The 20,252-nt window shown below is 61.2% G+C and carries 16 protein-coding genes and 1 pseudogene; 6 read left to right on the top strand and 11 right to left on the bottom strand.

Annotated elements, in window-relative coordinates; all coding sequences use genetic code 11:
- Positions 1-5: 5 nt before the first annotated feature.
- From PY649_RS22835 to PY649_RS22800, 8 genes are all read right to left on the bottom strand, one after another.
- Complete coding sequence (locus PY649_RS22835; protein WP_285871013.1) at positions 6-1,061, bottom strand: ABC transporter ATP-binding protein; 1,056 nt, start codon at positions 1,059-1,061, stop codon at positions 6-8.
- A 31-nt stretch (positions 1,062-1,092) separates the two neighbouring features.
- The gene (locus PY649_RS22830) at positions 1,093-1,899 is read right to left on the bottom strand and encodes an aldo/keto reductase (protein ID WP_285871012.1); all 807 of its coding nucleotides are present in this window, start codon (positions 1,897-1,899) and stop codon (positions 1,093-1,095) included.
- Between the two features lie 4 nt (positions 1,900-1,903).
- Positions 1,904-2,734: a carbohydrate ABC transporter permease gene (locus PY649_RS22825; RefSeq protein ID WP_285871011.1), complete on the bottom strand. Its 831-nt coding sequence runs from the start codon at positions 2,732-2,734 to the stop codon at positions 1,904-1,906.
- On the bottom strand, positions 2,731-3,588 hold the full coding sequence (locus tag PY649_RS22820) for a carbohydrate ABC transporter permease (protein WP_285871009.1): 858 nt from the start codon (positions 3,586-3,588) through the stop codon (positions 2,731-2,733). Before PY649_RS22820 ends, PY649_RS22825 begins: the two co-directional genes overlap by 4 nt.
- Before the next feature lie 275 nt (positions 3,589-3,863).
- Positions 3,864-5,084, bottom strand: a complete 1,221-nt coding sequence (locus tag PY649_RS22815) for an ABC transporter substrate-binding protein (RefSeq protein WP_285871007.1) — start codon at positions 5,082-5,084, stop codon at positions 3,864-3,866.
- A 64-nt stretch (positions 5,085-5,148) separates the two neighbouring features.
- On the bottom strand, positions 5,149-6,270 hold the full coding sequence (locus tag PY649_RS22810; RefSeq protein ID WP_285871005.1) for a mannonate dehydratase: 1,122 nt from the start codon (positions 6,268-6,270) through the stop codon (positions 5,149-5,151).
- 115 nt (positions 6,271-6,385) lie between these two features.
- Positions 6,386-7,564, bottom strand: coding sequence for a mandelate racemase/muconate lactonizing enzyme family protein (locus tag PY649_RS22805; protein WP_285871004.1), 1,179 nt, complete (start codon positions 7,562-7,564; stop codon positions 6,386-6,388).
- Between the two features lie 116 nt (positions 7,565-7,680).
- On the bottom strand, positions 7,681-8,376 hold the full coding sequence (locus PY649_RS22800) for an RraA family protein (protein ID WP_285871003.1): 696 nt from the start codon (positions 8,374-8,376) through the stop codon (positions 7,681-7,683).
- Between the two features lie 154 nt (positions 8,377-8,530).
- Here PY649_RS22800 and PY649_RS22795 point away from each other — a divergent pair, with 154 nt between their 5' ends.
- Positions 8,531-9,316 carry an IclR family transcriptional regulator gene (locus PY649_RS22795; protein ID WP_285871001.1) on the top strand — a complete coding sequence of 262 codons (786 nt, stop codon included), beginning with the start codon at positions 8,531-8,533 and terminating at the stop codon, positions 9,314-9,316.
- A gap of 72 nt (positions 9,317-9,388) precedes the next feature.
- A pseudogene (locus PY649_RS22790) lies at positions 9,389-10,584 on the top strand (mandelate racemase/muconate lactonizing enzyme family protein).
- A gap of 150 nt (positions 10,585-10,734) precedes the next feature.
- Here the strand turns inward: PY649_RS22790 and PY649_RS22785 are convergent.
- On the bottom strand, positions 10,735-12,024 hold the full coding sequence (locus PY649_RS22785; RefSeq protein ID WP_285871000.1) for an ABC transporter substrate-binding protein: 1,290 nt from the start codon (positions 12,022-12,024) through the stop codon (positions 10,735-10,737).
- Between the two features lie 161 nt (positions 12,025-12,185).
- Between PY649_RS22785 and PY649_RS22780 the strand changes: the two genes are divergently transcribed.
- The 4 genes from PY649_RS22780 (at position 12,186) to PY649_RS22765 (ending at position 16,925) form a co-directional block, all read left to right on the top strand.
- Positions 12,186-13,208, top strand: a complete 1,023-nt coding sequence (locus PY649_RS22780) for a LacI family DNA-binding transcriptional regulator (protein WP_285870997.1) — start codon at positions 12,186-12,188, stop codon at positions 13,206-13,208.
- Between the two features lie 42 nt (positions 13,209-13,250).
- Positions 13,251-15,107, top strand: coding sequence for a DUF2264 domain-containing protein (locus PY649_RS22775; protein WP_285870996.1), 1,857 nt, complete (start codon positions 13,251-13,253; stop codon positions 15,105-15,107).
- Entirely contained in the window at positions 15,104-16,129 is a 1,026-nt protein-coding gene (locus tag PY649_RS22770) for a hydroxyacid dehydrogenase (RefSeq protein WP_285870994.1), read from the top strand. The genes PY649_RS22775 and PY649_RS22770 overlap by 4 nt, the downstream gene beginning before the upstream one ends.
- Before the next feature lie 208 nt (positions 16,130-16,337).
- Positions 16,338-16,925, top strand: a complete 588-nt coding sequence (locus PY649_RS22765; RefSeq protein WP_285870992.1) for a transglycosylase SLT domain-containing protein — start codon at positions 16,338-16,340, stop codon at positions 16,923-16,925.
- A gap of 135 nt (positions 16,926-17,060) precedes the next feature.
- Here the strand turns inward: PY649_RS22765 and PY649_RS22760 are convergent, their stop codons facing one another.
- Together PY649_RS22760 and PY649_RS22755 are read right to left on the bottom strand one after the other, a co-directional pair.
- Positions 17,061-18,323 (bottom strand): Gfo/Idh/MocA family protein, encoded by a 1,263-nt coding sequence (locus PY649_RS22760; protein ID WP_285870991.1) that lies wholly within the window; start codon positions 18,321-18,323, stop codon positions 17,061-17,063.
- A 258-nt stretch (positions 18,324-18,581) separates the two neighbouring features.
- Positions 18,582-20,003, bottom strand: coding sequence for an enolase-like domain-containing protein (locus PY649_RS22755; protein WP_285870989.1), 1,422 nt, complete (start codon positions 20,001-20,003; stop codon positions 18,582-18,584).
- Positions 20,004-20,252 lie beyond the last annotated feature (249 nt).

Below are 20,252 nucleotides of genomic sequence, written 5' to 3'. Positions count from 1 at the left end.
GCCGGTCAGCCCTCCAGCCGCTTGCCTGTTTCGGCGTCGAACAGGTGAATATTGTCGGTCTCGACACCGATCTTCAGGATTTCGCCCGGCGAGTTGAGAATTCGCTCGCGGAAGACGCCGATCAGGTCGTGACCGCCGAGACGCATGGCGACCTGGGTTTCCGACCCCATCGGCTCGACGGTGACGATCTCCGCGGAAAGCCCTTGCGGGTCCAATCTCAAATGCTCCGGACGAATGCCGAGCGTGATCGGTTGATCGCCGCGCGCAGCCGCGCCATTGACGGCGACCCGCGTCCCGTCATCGGTGACGAAGCTGCTGCCGTCCAGCCGCCCCTTGAGGATGTTCATGCTCGGCGAGCCGATGAAACCGGCAACAAAAAGATTGGCTGGGCGGTCATAAAGTTCGAGCGGTGAGCCGATCTGCTCGACGATGCCGCCATGCATGACGACGATGCGGTCGGCCATGGTCATGGCTTCGATCTGGTCGTGGGTGACGTAGATCGTCGTGGTCTTCAACCGCTGGTGATTCTGCTTGATTTCCGAGCGCATCTGCACCCGCAGCTTCGCATCGAGGTTCGAAAGCGGCTCGTCGAAAAGAAAGACTTTGGGATTGCGCACCATGGCGCGGCCCATGGCGACGCGTTGGCGCTGACCGCCGGACAGATGCCGGGGATAACGCTGCAAGTAGGGTTCGAGGCTGAGCATGCGCGCTGCTTCCCCCACCCGCTTGGCAATCTCCGGCTTCGGCGCGCCGGCAAGCCGGAGCGAAAAGCCCATATTGGCCTCGACCGTCATATGCGGATAAAGCGCATAGGATTGGAAGACCATGGCGATGTCGCGCTCCTTGGGAGCGACATTGTTGACGACCTTGCCGTCGATGGCGATCTCGCCGCCGCTGATGGCTTCCAGGCCGGCAATCATGCGCAGCAGCGTGGACTTGCCGCAGCCTGAAGGGCCGACCAGCACGGTGAACTCGCCGTCGGCTATGTCGACGGAAACGTCGTGCAACACTTCCAACGCGCCATAGCTCTTGCGTACCCCTGCAATTTTCACTGAGCCCAAAGGTCTAACTCCGCATATCGAGGAAAAAGGGTCAATCGTCCCAGCGGGGCGATTTTTCGGGATTGATGCGGCGGTAACCGCGGTTGAGAGCACGGATGTCGTTGATATCACTCTCGCTGAGCGAAACGGTGAGAGCGGCGTGGTTGCCGCGCAGATTCGTCTCGCTGGAGGAAGACGGGATGACGACATGTCCCTCTGCCATCAGAAAGGCGAGCGCGACCGCCGAGGCCGAAACGCCATGGGCAGCGCCAATTTTCGAAAGCACCGGATCGTCGCGGATTTCGCCCTTGGCCAGCGGCTGATAGGCAGTGAGCGTCAGGCCGATGCTGCGGGCATAGGCTACGAGCTTCGGCGCCTGCAGATAAGGATGGATCTCCACCTGATTGGTCGCGATGGCGCCCGGACCCAGAAGCGCGCGGGTCCGTTCCAGCAGGGCGATCGGAAAATTGGAGACGCCGATCAGCCGGGCATAGCCCTGCTGCTGGGCCTCGCCGAGCGCCAGCACGTAATCCTCGAAGGGCACCGCATCCTTGTGTGAGGGCCAGTGGATCAACAGCAGGTCGACCTGATCGACGCCGATCGTATCAAGGCTGGCGCGAACGGATGGCAGGAACTGAGCCGTGTCGAGCCTGGTGTCGGCAACCTTGGTGGTGATGAAGAAATCGCCGCGCGGCAGACCGGACGCGCGCACCGCCTTACCGACGGACTCCTCGCTATTATAGCTCTGCGCCGTGTCGAGATGCCGGTAGCCGATCTCGATCGCCTTCAAAATGGCCGCCGCGCCGTCATCGCCGATGCGGCCGCCGGTGCCCAGACCCAGTTTCGGAATGGTGGTCATGATCCTATCCCTTGGTTGCGCCGGCGGTCAGACCGCCGACAAAGAGGTTTTGGAAAAACAGGAAGAGCAGCGCGATCGGCACAGTCATCACCATCGAGGCCGCCATCACCCCGCCCCAGTCGGTGTTGAATTCGGTCGAGAATTCGGCAAGGCCGATCGGCAGCGTTTTCACGGAACTGTCGGTCGCAAAGCAGAGCGCGAAGATGAACTCGTTCCAGGTGGTGACGAAGGCATAAACGAGCACCGCCACCAGCCCCGGCGTCGACAGCGGCAAAGTGATGCGGAAGAGGATGCCGAGGCGCGAGGCTCCGTCGACGATCGCCGCTTCCTCCAGCTCGACTGGGATCGCCTTGAAATAGCTGGTCAGCATCCAGACGCTGAGCGGCAGCGTGATGATCATGTAGACGAGGATCAGGCCCCAATAGGTGTTGACCAGATGCAGGTAGCGCAGTGTGATGAACAGCGGCACGATGATCGCAGCCGTCGGCAGCAATTGCCCGACCAGTACGAAGGTCTGGAAGAACGGCTTTCCCTTAAAATCGAAGCGGGCGAAGCCGTAGGAGGCAAAGATGGCAAGGATCAACGCCAGCGCCGTCGAGCCGACGGAGATGATGACGCTATTCATGAAATAGCGCGGAATGTTGGAGTTGAAGATCACCGTGATGTAATTGGCGATTGTCGGCGCGTCGGGCAGCCAATGTGGCGGCACGGTGTAGAGCTCCGGCAGCGCCTTGATCGACGACAGCGCCATCCAGGCGAAGGGAAAGAGGCAGACCAGCACAAGCATGACAGACGCGATGGCGATGATAATGGTCGCAGGAACGCTTCTGTTCATCGCGCTTCCCTCGCCGATATCGCCTGCATTTTCAGGTAGATCGCGACAATGATCGCCGCCACCACGAAGAAGATCACCGACAGCGCGGCCGCCTGATTGAACTGAAAGCCCTCAAAGGCGAGCTTGAATATCTGGATCGGCGTGATCAGCGTGCGGTTGGCCGGACCGCCGCCAGTGATCGCGTAGATGATGGTGATGGAATTCAGCCCCCATATCACCAAGAGCAGCGTAACCGCCGTGATCACCGGCCAGACCTGCGGCAGCGTTACGAAGCGGACTTCCTGCCAGAAATTGGCGCCGTCGAGCTTGGCCGCCTCGTAGAGATCGGCGGGAATGGCCTGCAGGCCAGCCAGCACCATGATGGCGACGAAGGGAAAGAGTTTCCAGACGTTGATTGCGATCAGCACCGGCATCACCGTATCGCGATTGGTGAGCCAGCTAATGGGTGCCGGAATGACGCCCACACCAGTCAGCATGTAATTGATGATGCCGAACTCGGTATGGAACATCCACGCCCAGGTGGTGGCAGCGACGATGCCGGGCACGACCCAGGGGATGAGGGTAATGGAGCGCAAAAGGCTGCGGCCCGTGAATTCCAGATTGAGCAGGATCGCCGCCGCGGTGCCGAGCACGACCTGGAAGACGATCGAACCGCCGACGAAATAGATGAGATTGATGAAAGCCTGCGTCGTGACCGCGGGCCGCAGCACATTGGCGAAATTCTTGATCGTCAGGGCGCCCCGTGCGTCGGTGGCGCTGAGATAGCCGGTATAGAACACCGGATAGGCGATCAGCATCGCCAGCACGATCATCGCCGGTAGGATGAAAAGAAGTCCCGTCGATTGACGGCCCATGGGTCAACCTTTCCAGAAAATAACATCGCACGCCGGAGAACCCGGCGGGCTGTCACTGTCAAATTTGCATGCCCCATGCGAGCCGAGATTCTTCATCCGTCCTCGCCCTTCGAGGGCGCTTCGCGCCGCTTCCGGGTGAGGACTGATCTCCTCGGCAAGCGCCGTTCTCTCTCTCCGCCTCATCCTGAGGTGCCAGGCGATAGAGCGTCAGCGAAAGTGGGCCTCGAAGGAGGAGGTGGCCCCGCAGCCACCCCGTCCGCCGAACCCGCCCAGTCTCAGCTCTCAAGCAGCGCCTGGATTTCGTCATTGGCCTGGTCCATCGAAGCTTTCGGATCCTGGTCGCCGGAAAGGATGCGCTGAACACCATCGAACAGTGCCTGGCTGATCTGCACCCAATGCGGTGTGTTCGGAGACGGCCGGCCATAAGGCAGGATCGCCGCGAACTGCTTCAGCATCGGATCCTGGAAGCGCGGCAGGTTGAGCGCCGAGACGCGGGCCGGGAAGGTGTCGGTGAAGAAGCCCTGATTGTCAGACGTGTTCAGGAATTGCAGGAATTTCCTGGCGTCGTCCGGGTTCTTGGCGTCTTTCGGGATGACGTAGCTCCAGCCGCCGATGACGCCGGCGGTCTGCTTGCCTTCCGGATGCGGCGTCGCCATCGCACCGAGATTGATCTTGGCGTTGGCCTGGCGGATGGGCGCAACGTCGTACTGGCCGGTTTGATACATCGACACCTTGCCGGCGATGAAGAGCTGGCGGTTGGCGATGCCGTCGTTTTGAAGCGTCGAATCCGGCGAATATTTATTCTTGTAGAAGTCGGTGTAGAACTTCACCGCCGCCACGGCTTCCGGCGAGTTGACCACGGCGCTCTTGCCGTCGGGGCTGATGATGTTGCCGCCGTTCATCCAGATCAATGGCAGCAGGCGGGTGACGGTATTGCCGACTTCACCGCCGCCGGTGATCGCCATGCCGAATTTGCCGCCGGTCGTCATCTTCTTGGCGGCATCGGCCCATTGATCCCAAGTCTGCGGCGGGTTGGCCGGATCGAGCCCGGCAGCCTTGAAATCATCAAGGTTATACATCACGCCGACACATTCGATGCGATAGGGGATGCCATAGAGCTTGCCGTCATAGGTGTCGTAATTGATCGACGCCTTGTTATAGTCGTCCTTGTCCTGGATGACGTCATCGAGCGGCAATACGAGGTCCGACTGCGCATAACCCTGCACCCAGGGATGCTGCACTTCGATGACGTCGGGTGCGGCGCCCGATTGCAGCGCCGTCAGGATGCGCTGCGGCAGGCCGTTGGAGGTGGTGATCTCCAGCTTGACGGTAATGCCTGGATTGGCCTTCTGGAAATCGGCGGCCAGCTTCTCGGCGCGCGGCTGGCCCCAGTTGGGCGTCCACCAGACGACTTCGCCGGCCATGGCAACGCTGCTCAAAAGCGACGCTGCTGAAAACGCGACAGTCGCGAAGGCCGCCATTCTGTATTTGCTCATCGTCTCCTCCTTTATAGGCGGCACGATCGCCGCCGTTTTTCCTCCGGCCAACACTGGCTTTGCTCTATGAAGCAGCCCTCTCCTCCTCGAACGAAGCCGCCTCCTGCGACCGCGCCGGGCCGAGCGCATCGGCGTTGATCGTTAAGGCTTTCATGAAACCGACCGTGTAGGCATGACCCGCATGCCAGGGCGCCGGGCAATCCAGCGCCGGCACATGATCTGGCACCATGACCCCCTCAAACCCCTCGTCGCGCAGCACGCGGACGATCTCAGCCATATCGATATCTCCATCATCGACAAAGGTCTCGACATAGTGCGGGACCTTGCCGCGCACATTGCGGAAATGCACATAGGCGATGGCGCCGGCGCGGGCGAAATGCCGAGTCGTGCTGTAGATGTCGCCTTCGACCATCTCTGCGAGCGAGCCGATGCAGAATTCGAGCGCATTGGCCGGGCTCGGTGCCAGCGCCAGCAGCCGTTCATATTTGGCGTGAGTATTAACAAGACGCGCCGTGCCGCGCAGCCGCGCCACCGGCGGATCGTCGGGATGGGCGGCAAGCCGCACATTCGCCTTCTCGGCAACCGGCACCAACTCCTTCAGGAACCAGGCGAAACGCGCCCAAAGCTCCGGTTCTCTGACGGTAGCCGGCACGGCACCGGGAATTGCCGGTCGATAGCGCATGTTCATGACCATGCCGTCCGGAAGCGGACTTTGCGCATCGAACTCATCGGCATTGAAGACGGCCGTTATCGCCCCGCCGCGAGCGATGCGCTTCTGCTGCCAGCCCCAGACGCCGGCGAGCGAAAAATTGTAGCCGATGACGGGAATGCCGGCCCGGCCGGCGGCGCGCACCAGCTGCTTCAGCCCATCCATCTGCTCGAATTTCTTCGGGCCGTCGAGCAGGATATCCGACCAGAAATTCGGCGAGATGTTCTCCATCGCCGCGATCTTCAGGCCATGACGGGCGCACATTGCGACAATGTCGGCCATGCGCTCATAGCTCCAGAGCGGCGCGTCGGCGCACTCGCCGTTGATCGGCCCGACGCCCTCACGATAGGGATCGCCTTCCGAATTGCGGGCATAATCGGTGAGATGCACCACAACGTCGCCGACCCCGAGCTGCGCGGCATAACGCGCACCCTCCTCGCTCAATCGATCACCGCTGAGTGTCAGACCTACCCTCACCACGTCCTCCCAAGACGATGCTGGTATTCCCGATTGACTAGTTCAAATTTGAAACTCGTCAATTCTTTGGTAAACTTGCGACAAGAGCGTTTCGCTGTCAATTCCTCAGCGTGACTCATGTCTTCGGCGCATTCGAAAGCGTCGCGGCACCGGCCGCCACGCCGCTGGTGTTCATGCTGCCGTCGAAGAGCGGCACGTTATAGGGTGCGTAGGGATAACGCGCGCAGGCCTCCTCGATCAGCTCGACGCCGAGGCCGGGCGCGGTCGGCGCGAGAATGGCGCCGTCCTCGAATTGCAATGTTTCGCTGACCAATTCCTTGCGCCAGGGCACATCGATCGACACCGTCTCGAAGATCGAGAAATTCGGCACCGCCACCGACATATGCAGCGTCATGGCGTTCATCACCGGACCAACCGGATTGTGCGGCGCGACAGGGATCAGGTGATGATGCGCCATATGCGAAATCCGCTTGGTCTCCCCCATGCCGCCGGCATGCGAAACATCGGGCTGCAGGATGTCGACGGCCTTCTTGCTCAGGGCTTCCAGGAATTTGCCGGGCTCGAACCAGCGCTCGCCGGCGGCGATTGGCACGGGGCTGTGGGCACGGACGTCGACCAGCGCATCGATGCTTTCCGGCGGCGTCGGCTCTTCGATCCATCTAAGATCGTAAGGGGCCAATTCCCGACACATGGCGATCGCGGTCGGCACGTTGAGCCGACCGTGCACATCCAGCATCAGATCGACTTCGGGGCCGACGGCATCGCGAACGGCTGCGACGATATCAATCGTCTGGCGGCGCTGTTTGCGGTCCATTTCGAGGTCTGCGACATCGAACGGGTCCCATTTGAGCGCCTTGTAGCCCATGGCGACCGCCTTGCGCGCATTCTCGGCATATTGATCCGGCGTCGTCGCACCGAAAAACCAGTGGTTGGCATAGCATTGCACCCGATCGCGATATTTGCCGCCCAAAAGCTCGAACACCGGCACGCCGAGCGCCTTGCCCTTGATGTCGAGCAATGCCGCCTCGATGGCGCCGAGCGCAGTGCGAAACACCGCCCCCGTACGCCAATAGGAATCGCGATGCAGCTGCTCGACGATCGCATCGACCGCGAACGGATCGCGGCCGATCAGCACGCGTTCCAATTCCTCCAATGCCGAGACGACCGTCTTTGTCTTCCATTCGAGCGTCGCTTCGCCCACGCCTTCGTAGCCCTCGTCGGTGTAAAGCTTGACGAAAACGAAGTTGGTGCGTGAGACGTTGGCGACAAAGACTTTCTGTGCCGTGATTTTCATGGCTCCTCCAATACGCAGCCAAGGACTTGCGTTGATGTCATGCTGCTTTCGCCTCAGAGCGGGATGCCGAAAAGTGTGCGCTGTTTTCGGGCGACATCCCGCTCTAACTTTTTGATTTAGAGACGGCCGTATTTGGCATAGACATCGGCGACGTCGCCGCCGGCGCGGATCTCGTTGCGGGAGCGATTTTCGATGGTGATCATTTCTTCGGCACGGGCCAGGACGGCATCGACCTTGTCGGCCGGGATGACAACCACGCCGTCCATGTCGCCGAACAGCCAATCGCCGGGCTCGACGCGAATCTGCGCGGTCAGCGTGCCGGTGACCGCGATCGGCACTTCGATGCCGCTGATGCGCGTGCGCTTGCGCGACTCGATCGGCGAGAGATAGCGGGTAAAGACCGGCCAATCCTCCATACCGATCAGGATATTGCCGTCGCGAATGCCGCCGTCGACCACGATGCCGGTGGCGCCGCGGCTCTTCGAGCCTGTGCTCATCAGCTCTCCCCAATGGCCGGAATGACGTTCGCCTGCGGCCGCGATCAGCACCACACAGCCCGGATACATCTTGCGGAAGAAGGTGAAGGTCTTCACTTCCTCGATGTCGTATTCTTCGTCTGTGCGCACATCGGCGCTGACCTTGACGGTGAAAGCCGGGCCGGCGATGCGCATCGAGCGGTCGAGCGCCCGGATGCCGAGGTCGATGCACTGATTGGGCAGGCCCATCTCGTCGAGAATATCGTAGACAGCCGCGGTGTAGAGCTTTTTGAAACGCGCGGCTTTGTCGGCAATCGCGGCCGTATCTCTTTCCATCGTGATTTTCCTCCTCGCATGGAACGGACTCTGGCGGCACCGTTCCCGGATAAAACGATCAGGTCGCCTTATCCATATTTGAACTTCCTCTGTTCAATAATGCATGGTAATGGGATGACCAAAGAAATGTCAACGCCTCCGAGACCAAGTTTGAATGATTGATGATACGAATGAAACGGCAGCTGCGAAGCACACGATTCCGGTCATTGACCGGATGATGGATGTGCTCGGCCTGCTCGAACGACGATCGAACGGCGCCACGATCCGCGAACTGACAACGCAACTCTCCCTGCCACGCACGACGATCTACCGTATCCTCAACACCCTGCAGGGCCATGACATGGTGCGCCGTGACAACAATGGCAGCTATACGCTGGGCCGGCGGCTGCTGACGCTTGCCTCGCATGTCGTCGCCAGCGTCAGCGACATCGACATCGCCGCCATCGGCCAGCCTTTCCTCGACCGGCTTTCGGCCGAGCTCGGTGAAGGCAGCAAGCTTTCGGTGATCGACCAGGACGGCATATTGGTGGTGGCAGCGTCACAGGGGCGGCGCGAATATGCATTGACCGTGGCGCCCGGCCAACGCATGCCGATCCATGCCGGCGCAGCGAGCAAGCTGCTGTTGGCGCACCTGCCGCCGGACGAGCTGGCCGTCTGGCTGGCCAAGCCGCTGATCGGCTATACGCCGAAATCGATCACCGATCCGAAGAGGCTGGCGGGCGAGCTTGTCCGTATCAAGCGCCTTGGCTGGGCACAGGACCGCGGGGAAAACGCCCCCAGCATCCACGCCTTTGCCGCCCCGGTCTTCACCAAGACAGGACGGCTGGCGGCGGCAATCAGCGTGCCGTTCCTGGCAGGTGCCGAACCGAGCCGCATGGAGGAAATCCGGCTTGCCGCCATCGACGCAGGGCGAGCGATGAGCGAGGCCATGCCGGTCTGAAGGTATCAGCGCATGATCCAAAAAGTGCGACGCGGTTTTGGGATCAAGCGCCAACAGGAAATAGGAGGAGCAATGAAAATTGTCGACGTCAAATGCGCCATCATCGGCAAGAGCCCGATCGTTCGGATCGTCACCGATGAGGGCATTTCCGGCTACGGCCAGGCCGAAACTTGGAAGCCCTATCTGAAACCGCACATCCTCGCCTTCCGCGAGGCGCTGATTGGTGAAGATCCGACCAATGTCGAACGCTGCTGCTGAAGATCCGCCAGCGCGGCGGCTTCAAGCCCTGGGGCTCGGCGGTCAGCGTCATCGAAATGGCGCTCTGGGATATAGCCGGCAAGGCAGCCGGCGTCGCGGTCCACAAGCTGCTGGGCGGCCGGGTGCGCGACCGCGTCCGGGTCTATAACGGCTCCATCCGCTTTCCGCTTGCCGGCCACCGCCCGGAAGACCTCGCCGACGATCTCAAGAAGATGATGGCCTTGCCTGAGGGTTTCACCATCATCAAGCAGCCGATCGGCTTTCATTCGCCGATGAAACGCGAGATTCCGAACTTTTACTACGGCGAACCGAACGCCAGCCCTTTCCACGGTGCGCTCGATCGCGGCCCGATCACCGAAAAAGGCTTGCGCCATTTCGTCGATTGCGTCGCGGCCATGAAGGAGGTTGCGGGCGACACCATCGGTTTGGCCCTCGATTGCGGCCCCGGCTGGATGCTGCCCGACGCGATCCGGCTCGCCCGCATGCTGGAGCCCTATAATCTGCTCTGGATCGAAGACCTCTTGACCGGCGACTATACGCCCTGGGTCAACGCCGGCGTGTACCGCGAACTGACCCGCATCAGCACCACGCCGATCCATACCGGCGAGCAGATTTATCTGCGCCAGAACTTCAAGGAACTGATCGAAACCCAGGCCGTCAACGTGCTTGGCCCGGATCCAGCCGATGTCGGCGGCATTGCCGAGCTCAAATGGATCGCCGAATATGCCGATCTGCACTCGATCCTGTTCGCGCCGCACGGCACGGCCAACGGCCTGCTCGGATTGGCCGCATTGATACAGGTTTCGGCCACGCTTCCCGCCAACTTCATCGCCTTCGAATATACGACGGGCGATCCCGATTGGTGGTACGACATCGTCGAAGGGCTGCCGGAGGTGATCGTCAAGAACGGCTTCATCGATGTCATCGACCGTCCCGGCATGGGCGTCGATCTCATCCCGGAAAAGGCCAAACGCTATCTCGCCGAGGACGATCGCGACTTTTTTGGCTGATTTTCGGTCGTGTTCTCAAAAGGAAGGCGCCGCTAAGCACAATCCGCCCTCTCCCCCCAAATGGGGGAAGAGGACAGGGATGAGCGGCCAGACAAGCAGTTCCCGCTAAGCGAAAATCGCCTGACACGCACCCATATAGCCAGCTATCTATCAGGTCCTCTTGAGCTTCGCCTTCCCTTCATCCACTAGCTTTTGCGCGGCTTCCGCAACCGTGATCTTGCCGAAAGCGAGCTGATCTGCGACCGGGCGCATGACGTTCTGGTCGAATTCGGTCGCGCCGAGCGGCGCCGGCACGGGATAAGCGCCGACCTGATCCTTCAATAGGTCGACATATTTCACTGTCTGCTGCTCGGTCGGATTGAGCATCGGCAGGATGGCGGCGCGAACGGCCGGTGACATCGGCACGCCACGCTCGACGCCGAGAATCTTGCCGGCGTCGATATCGTTGACGAAGAAATCGATGAATTTCGCGGCTGCTTCGCCATTCTTCGTGGTGGCGCCGACACTCCAGATCAGAGCGGGGCGGTAATAGTGGCCTGAAGGACCATCCTTCTTTTCGCGTGGCAGAAGCGTGATGGCGAGCTTGCTTTTCACGACGAGCTGATAGCCGACGAGCTGGTTCGAGTAGGCCATGCCCATGGCCGATTTGCCAAGCGCCAGGCTGTTGCTCTCGATGACGTTCTGGTCGAGCGTCTGCACATCGGCGGAAACCGTGCCGCCGCGCTGGCGCAGATCTTCCCAATAGGCATACCATTCCTTGGCGTCGTCGACACCGAAGCCGAGACCGCCCTCGTCCGTGTAGAGGCTCTTGCCGCGCTGGCGCAGCCAGGCATCGAAGACATAATTGTAGCGCGCGCCGTAGGGGCCGCCCCAATAGCTGCGCTTGCCGGACGCCTTGGTCATTTCCACCGCCAGATCGGCATATTCGGCCCAGGTCGTGTTTGGACCGGGCGGCGTCAGGCCGGCCTTCTTGAAGGCATCCTCATCATAGAACAACGCAAAGGAATTCAATCCGAGGCCGATGCCATAGAGCTTGTTGTCAACGGTCGTCAGCTTCAGCATATCCTTGCCGAAACTGTCCACCTTCAGCGTCGAGGGCACGAACTGGTCGAGAGGCAGGCAGGCGCCGCGCTTCGAATAGTCCGAAATCGTGCTCGGCTCGAGCTGGAAGACGTCGGAAATGTCCTGGCTGGCCATGGCCGTCGCGAGTTTGGTCCAGTAGCCGTCGCCGCTGATGCTTTCGCCGACAACGGAAATATCGGGGTTCTTGGTGTGAAACAGCTCGGCGACAGCGACCGTACGCTTGTTGCGATCGGGCGAACCCCACCACGTCGCCCGCAATTTCGTCGAGTCGGCAAAGGCTGGCAGTGATCCGCCGAAAGCGAGGCCTGCGGCGGCTCCTGCAGTTCCAATCATGAATGAACGGCGATTCATGCGCATGAGATTCCTCCTTCTCTTGCGATACCCATTGTTGTTATCCGCGACGATCTCCCGACGCCTTCTGCGGATACATTCTGGATGAGAATATGCAATTTTATTGCTGAGCGCAATAAATAATCTTTTTCTTGCAAATTTGCGTAATTTGCATAACTATTGCCGACATGAGTGAAATTCGAACCAAACGTGTCAGGCAAGCCGATATTGCCAGCAGGGCCGGCGTCTCCGTCTCAACGGTGTCGCGGGTGCTCACCAATGAACCTGGAATCAGCGACGCGATCCGCCAGCACATCTTCAAGGTTGCGAGCGATTTGGGCTACCCTATGAAGCAGGCCGCAGAAACCATGCCGGCCGCGCTGGCACTGATCGCCAGCGACAGCGTTACGGGCGGCCTGAGCGTGTTCTACGAAGGCATTGTCGAGGGCCTGCGCGCCGAGGCGGCTGAGCGCGGCATGCCATTCGACATTCGCCTCGTCCGCGAAGCGAGGACAGCGCCCGACCATGTAAGGGAATATCTCCAGACGGCGGGCGCCGAAGGCTTGTTTCTCGTCGGCATCGATCCGTCCGACGAACTGCGCCTTTGGCTGGAAAATAGCGGCACACCGCTCGTGCTCGTCAACGGCACCGATTCAAGGCTCCGCTTCGACGGCGTCTCGCCCTCGAATTTCTTTGGCGCCTATGCCGCGACCCGCCGGCTGATCAACGCCGGCCATCGCCGCATCCTGCATCTTACCGGTTCGCATCGCCAGACGATCCTTGAGCGCATCCGAGGCTTCGAAGCGGCGATTGCTTCCGTCGAGGACGGCGAAGGCCGGCTTGTGCCGCTGACATTCCGAGGCAGCGCCACCGCCGAAGCCCACGCCGCCACCATTGCCGCTCTTGCCGAGGATCGCAGCTTTACCGCCGCCTTCTGCATGAACGATTTCGTCGCCGTGGGCGTGCTTGAAGCAGTTCTGGAAGCCGGTCTGCGCGTGCCGGATGACTTTGCCATCGTCGGCTTCGACGACCTGCCCTGTGCGCTGATGACCAATCCGCGCCTGGCCACCATGCGTGTCGACCGCCTTGCCATCGGACGCGAAGCCATTGGCCTGATGATCGCCCGTTTCCGCAATCGCGAGGCGCCCGCGCGCCAAGTTTGCCATGCCGTCATACCCGTCCCCGGCGGCACCCTTCCGCCCGAAATCTGATCCCGCATCTTTAGCGGCAACGACCGAGGAAGAGCCAGACCCATGATCTACGAACCCGCCAGCACCAACCCGCTCGCCGGCAATCCGCTGGAAAACCGTACCGATATGCGCCGCGCGTTGATCGACCTGTTCTACCCACTTCTGCCTTATTTCTCCAAGGGCAATGCCCGCGTTCGCATCGACGCCGCCGGCGCGCATTTCGACCGCGCCGCCGCCGATCTCGAGGGTTTTGCCCGTCCACTCTGGGGCCTCGCGCCTCTCGGCGCCGGCGGCGAGAACTTTGCCTATTGGAACCGCTATGCCGAAGGGATCGCCAACGGCGTCGATCCCAGCCATCCGGAATATTGGGGTACCGTCAACGGCCGCGATCAGCGCATGGTCGAACTCGCCGCCCTAGGCTTTGCACTTGCGCTCGTGCCCGACAAGATTTGGGAGCCGCTCGACAATAGAGCCCGCAACAATCTTATCGCCTATCTCAAGCACGCCCGAACCTTCGACTATGCCGACAACAATTGGAAATTCTTCCGCGTGCTCGTGGATATCGCTCTCGACCGGCTCGGCGCCGAGTTCGATCGCAGCCTGACCGAGGACTACCTCAGGGAATTGGACGGACTTTATATCGCCGATGGCTGGTATCGCGACGGCAATGTCAGACGCGTCGATCACTACATTCCCTTCGCCATGCATTTCTACGGGCTGATCTATTCCAAGCTCGTCGACGACGACCGCGCCAGGCGCTACCGCGAACGCGCGGTCCTGTTCGCCAAGGATTTCCGCCACTGGTTCGCCCCTGACGGCGCCACCGTGCCTTTCGGCCGAAGCCTGACCTATCGCTTCGCCTGCGCCGGCTTCTGGTCGGCGCTCGCTTTTGCCGACGTCGAGGCGCTCCCCTGGGGCGAGATCAAGGGGCTATGCCTGCGCCACCTGCGCTGGTGGGCCGACAAACCGATCGCCAATCGCGACGGTACATTGCCGATCGGCTACGGCTATCCCAACCTGCTGATGTCGGAAAACTACAATTCCGCCGGCTCCCCCTACTGGGCCTTCAAGGCCTTCCTGCCGCTGGCGCTCCCCGAGACGCATCCCTTCTGGACCACCGAGGAAAAGCCGCATGTTGCCGAACCTGCGATCGTGCCGCTGAAGCACCCAGGCATGGTGATGATGCATGGTAAGTCGGATGTCGTAGCGCTCTCCTCCGGCCAGGAAAACCTGCAGATGCGCTTCGGGTCGGAAAAATACGCCAAATTCGCCTATTCGGCCCGTTATGGCTTCAGCGTCGAAAGCGACGAGCGCGCCTTTGCGGGCGGCGCCTTCGACAGCATGCTCGCCTTCAGTGACGACGGCCTGCACTACCGCGTCCGTGAGGCAAATGAAGAGGCGAAGCTTGCCGGCGACACGCTTTACGCCAAGTGGTCGCCCTGGCCTGATGTCACCGTCGAGACCTGGCTGATCCCGGCGGCACCCTGGCATATCCGGCTGCACAAGATCTCAACTCCGCGACCGCTGCAGACCGCCGAGGGCGGTTTTGCCATCGCCCGGCGGGATTTCGAAGCCGATACGCTTTCTTCGCAGAACGGCGCAGCCTATGTCGTCGGAGAGGAAGATTTCAGCGGCATTATCGATCTCGGCTCGACGGTGGCGCGCGAAGGGCTGGCGCAAAAGGCGCCGCCGAACACCAATCTGATCGTCGCCAAGACACTTGTGCCGCAATTGCGCGGGACGATTCCCGCGGGCGAGACCATTCTCGCTTCCGCTATCCTCGCCGAACACGACCCCGCTGCCGTCTCCGGCGCCTGGACAAAGCCGCCGGCGAAACCCGATCTCGATGCCTTGCGCGCGCTGATCGCCGAAAGGGGCGTCACCGTCAGCGCCATCGAAGCGCCCGGACGGCTGGCATGACACAAACTGCTTCCAAGCTGCCCGCCATCGCTTTCGCCATGATGCCGTCGCGCACGCAGCATGTCCTGACGCCGGAACTGATCCAGCGGCTGGATACGATCGGTCGCGTGCTCGACGCCGCGCCTATGGAGCGCTTTGACGACGAAAGGGCGCAAAAGCTGCTTGGCGAGACGGAAATCCTGATCACCGGTTGGGGCGCGCCGCATATCGACGCCGCCGCGCTGGCGCAGGCTCCGCATCTGAAACTGGTGGCGCACGCAGCCGGCACTGTGAAGGGCCTGATCGAGGACAGCCTGTTCGACAGAAGCATTTCGGTAAGCCATGCGGCGCAGGCCAACGCCCTGCCGGTCGCCGAATTTACCCTCGCCGCCATTATCTTTGCTGGCAAACAGGTCTTCCGCTTTCGCGATGTCTATGTGGCCGACCGCCATCGCGGCCGCGCACAGCCGATGCAGGGCCAATCGATCGGCAACTACGGCCGAACAGTCGGCATCATCGGCGCATCCCGCATCGGCCGACGTGTAATCGAACTGCTCGCCCCGTTCGACTACAAGACCCTGCTTTGCGATCCGATGGTCGATGACGCCGAAGCACGGCGTCTTGGCGTCGAGAAGACTGAACTCGACGCCTTGATGGCTCGCGCCGACATCGTCTCGCTGCACGCTCCGTCACTGCCGGCGACACGGCATATGATCGGCGCTCGCCAACTGTCGCTGATGAAGCAGGGCGCGACCTTCATCAACACGGCGCGCGGCGCGCTGGTCGATGAACCCGGCCTGCTCGCGGCACTGAAAACCGGCCACATCGACGCGATTATCGATGTCACGGATCCCGAAATCCCGGAGGCAAGCTCTGCCTTCTATGATCTGCCGAATGTCTTCCTGACGCCGCATATCGCCGGCGCCGTCGGCCTGGAACGCACCCGCCTCGGCGAGATGGCGGTCAAGGAGGTCATCCGCTTCATCGAGGGAAAGCCCTTGCTCTACGAAATCCGTCGAGACGACCTGGCGCGCATGGCGTAAAGCCTCGGAATCATCACCAAACCGCCGCATTTCGGCACGGGCGGAAAACCCGTTTTTAATCATTCTGGGCTAGCAATCTCGTTGCGCATGCCGGCCAAAATTTCGACTTCGAATTTTTGGTAGGGACTATGCGCCAACGAGTTGTTGCTGCGTTCTTTTGCGCGTCCACAAGATGCGGCGCAGCAATGAAGAGGTTCAGGTTCTAGTCATGCGTACCCGTATCCTATCCATCGCCGCCGTACTGCTGCTCGCAGTGCTGGCGGGCTGCGCCACGGCTCCGTCCCATACCCGCAATGTCTGCGCGATCTTCGATCAGCGCGACGGCTGGTTTAACAATTGGCAGCGCGCCGCAGAGCGTACGGAGCGGGAATACGGCGTGCCGGTGCCGATCCTGATGGCGACGATCTATGCTGAATCCGGCTTCCAGCCACATGCCCGGCCGCCGCGCCGGAAACTACTCGGCTTCATTCCGTGGACGCGGCCTTCCAGCGCCTACGGCTATTCGCAGGCTCTCGACGGCGCCTGGGATCACTATCAGCGAGACACAGGCCGCTGGGGCGCGAGCCGCTCGAACTTCTCCGACGCGATCGAATTCATCGGCTGGTATCACGCCCAGAGCCATGTTCGGAACGGCATCCCGCTGAACGATCCCTACAATCTTTATCTGGCTTATTATGTCGGTTGGAAGGGCTATCAACAGGGAGCCTGGCGCGGCAATGCCGACCTGCAGCGCACCGCACAGAAGGTCGCCAGCATGTCTGCGCTCTATGCCTCGCAGTTGCGCAATTGCAATTGAGTGACCCTTCGAGGCGAGCCGCCAGAGCGGGATGCCGAAAAAGTATGCGCGGTTTTCGGGCGACATCCCGCTCTAACTTTTTGATTTAGAGACGGATTCAGATTTCAGGTCGATTCGACCTGAAATCATCCGGCTCTAGGGCCGCGCCTCGAGCAGGTTGAGGCCCTCATCCTGGCCCCAGATATCGGCGAGCGACACTTGTTGGCCGGTCCTGCTGCTTTCCAGTGCTGCGATACCGCAGAGAACCGAAAGCGCGCCAGCGCGTGAGCCCGCGCGCTGTCTCAGTTCGTCATTCGGCCCCGACCGCAGCAGCATGTTGCGCAGCCGGTCGTCGCCGCCGTAATGGCCGCCCGAAGAATAAGGCACCCAGATACGCTCGACATCGCCGAAATTCTTCATGACGACGATCTCGTCGGCAGGAGGCGTCGTCCAATGCTGCTTCTCATACTGGCGCAGCTCGATACGACCCTTGTGGCCATTGAAGGCGATATGGTGGCCTTCGATGGGCATGTAAGTGTTCAGCGAATAGGAGACGTTGACGCCGTTGCGATAGCGGATCGCGGCGACCATCGTGTCGGGAATGTCGATGTCCTCGCGGAAGACGCAGGCGTCGCGAACATAGCCGTCGACCGTGGACGGGTCCTCGTAGAGGCTCTCAAGCAGTGGCGTGGCGCTGATGTCGAGATAATAGTCGCACTCGTCCCTGTACCGACAGCTGCGACAGCGCTCGCCGCGGAAAGGACCCTTGCGGCCGTAATGCTTGAGATCGGCAAAGGCGGACACCGTTTCCGGATCGGAATCGAGATACCAGTTCAGAAGGTCGAAATGGTGCGTCGCCTTGTGGACGAAAAGACTACCGGAATTTTCGACAAAGGCATGCCAACGCCGAAAATAGTCGGCGCCATGGCTGGTATCGAGATACCAATGAAAATCGACAGACGTGACATCGCCGATGACGCCGGAGTTGATGAGTTCCTTGATCTTCGCGGCCGTCGGCGCGAAACGATAGTTGAAGGAAACGTCCACCCGCTTGCCCGTCCGTGCCTCGGCATTGAGGATGCGTTTGATCTTGTCGACCGTCGTCGTCATCGGCTTTTCACTGATGACATTGGCGCCGGCTTCCAGCGCCTTGACGATCAGATCGTCATGAGTGGAATCGCGGGTGCAGATGATGACGAGATCCGGCTTTTCGACCCGCAACAACTCGTCGAAATCGGTGTAGACGGGCACCGACGCGCCGATATATTCCAGCGCGCGCTTGGCTCGCATCCCGTTGAGATCGCAGACGGCGACCAGCTCGACCTCGTTGCTCCAGCGCTCGACCAGATCCTTGCCCCACATGGTGGCGCCGCGATTGCCCGTGCCGACCAGGGCGTAGCGTTTCTTCGATGAAGACATGATTTTCCTCCAGAATCTGCAATAACGACGGTCGGGTCAGCCCTGCTCGGCCGCACCTCGTTGCCTGGCCTCTCACCCCAACCCTCTCCCCGCAAAGCGGGGAAAGGGGGTTTATCGTGCATGATGTGCCTCGATCCGCATGGTTGGATCGGCCGGCTCCATAGTCCCCTCTCCCCGCATCCGCGGGGAGAGGGCTAGGGTGAGGGGCCATGCAGGAGCGTGCGTCACAGATAAATGCGCCTGACCTTAACCAAAATCCTACTTCGGCGACGCCTCCATTGCGCTCCACTCCGGCTCGACGGACGAGCCGAGGCCGATCGCGTTGATGACCGAACCAATGTCAATCTTCCCGCCCTCGATCTTCAGCCGCGTCCGCCCGTCGCGAACGGCATAAAGATCGGAATGAACCCGAGCGAAAGCGACCTGCTCGGCCTCGGGCGCGCCGGCCATGCCGTCGACATAGTGGTGGCCGTTGCGCTCGATATGCGTCATGCCGATCAGCGAGGCGAGCGCCAGATCCTGTTGCACGGCGAGGCCGCCCTGTGTGGTCAGGTCTTCCGCAGACATGAAATAGGCTGTGCCGTCATCGGCGCTCCACTTGGCGACGCGCGCCCGGTTCAACAGCGAGCGATAGAAGCCCTTGCAGGATTTGGACGAAATGCCGGTATAGCCAAGTCGCCTGGCCGTCACGAAAGCATCGATATCGGCATCGGATTCATCGATCTCGACCGGCTTGAAGGCCGCAAGTGCGCTCACCGGCTTCTCGAAGGCATGGGCACGAGCAATCGGCTGCTCGACAAACAGGATCGATGCCGCAAAACGAGCGAGCCGCGGCTCAGCCTCGATGCGCGCCAGCAAATCGGCGACGGCCTCCGCGGAGCCAAATTGCTCGTTGCCGTCGAGCGTTACGGAATAGGCCGACATCTTGGCGTCGATGACAGCGGCGATGCGGCAGAGACGGTCGATATCGGCATCGGCAACGCCAGACACCTTCACCTTGAAGAAAGTCAGGCCATAGGCGTCGATCGCCTCCTCGAAACTTTCCGGCAGGCCGTCGTTCAGACGGTCGGCAGCCGGGATGTCGCTTGCCCGGATAGCATCGACCAGACCGACCGTATGCCGCGCGGCAAGGCTTTCGGCCGGCGCCAATCCCGACAGGAATTTGGGCAGGTCGAAACCTGCCAGATCGGGCGCCGTCGATGCATCGATGCCGGGGCGATTTGCCCTGATCGCCTGTGCGACCGGCAACCCTTCCAGCCGGCAGAGTGCATCGAGAACCGCCCGATTGGCGAGCGCCAGGCCGAAGGACGCGACGAGGCCGTTCAGCGTCTCGGCCGCGGCCCGCGCATGGTGGGCCGCTTCGACGGCCGAATGCAGCGAGAAAGCCGTACCCAATCCCGCACCTTTCAAGGCGTCGAGCGCCAGCGCCAGCGAACGGCGAAGCTGGTTCTCGTTATCGGCATTGGAGAGTTCCGGCGATTTATCGAACCATTTCGGCACCATCAGCTCTGCCGCCATGCCGCTCGCCGAGTGGCCGCGGTTGTCTTCGATGCGGACACGCAGAAAAATCTGCCGCGCCTGCCGCAGCGTCGCCGCGCCGAAGCGGAAAGGAAGCCGCAGTGTCACCGGCCGTTCGAAGGTCTCGGCCTCGACAAGTCTGATTTTCAACGGTTCGATCATGGGTTCAAGCTCTCCTGCCGCTAGTCGGGCCAGTCTGTCTATGCCGCTTCTGTGTGCCCGGCCCCTCACCCCGCAAGCGGGGCGAGGGAGTTCTATCGCGCTAACCGTCGCTTTTCGCGAATGGCAAGCACCACTTTGCTCGGTCGTCCCCTCTCTCCGCGAGAGCGGGGAGAGGGCAAGGGTGAGGGGCCAGGCACATAGATGCGGCACCCGCGAGATATCCTGACCATCCCGATAATTGAGGAGCCA

The organism is Rhizobium mayense (genome assembly GCF_030272705.1).
GTDB lineage: Bacteria > Pseudomonadota > Alphaproteobacteria > Rhizobiales > Rhizobiaceae > Rhizobium > Rhizobium mayense.
Note: the sequence above shows the minus strand (reverse complement) of the source record. Positions and strands in the feature narration are given on the sequence as shown.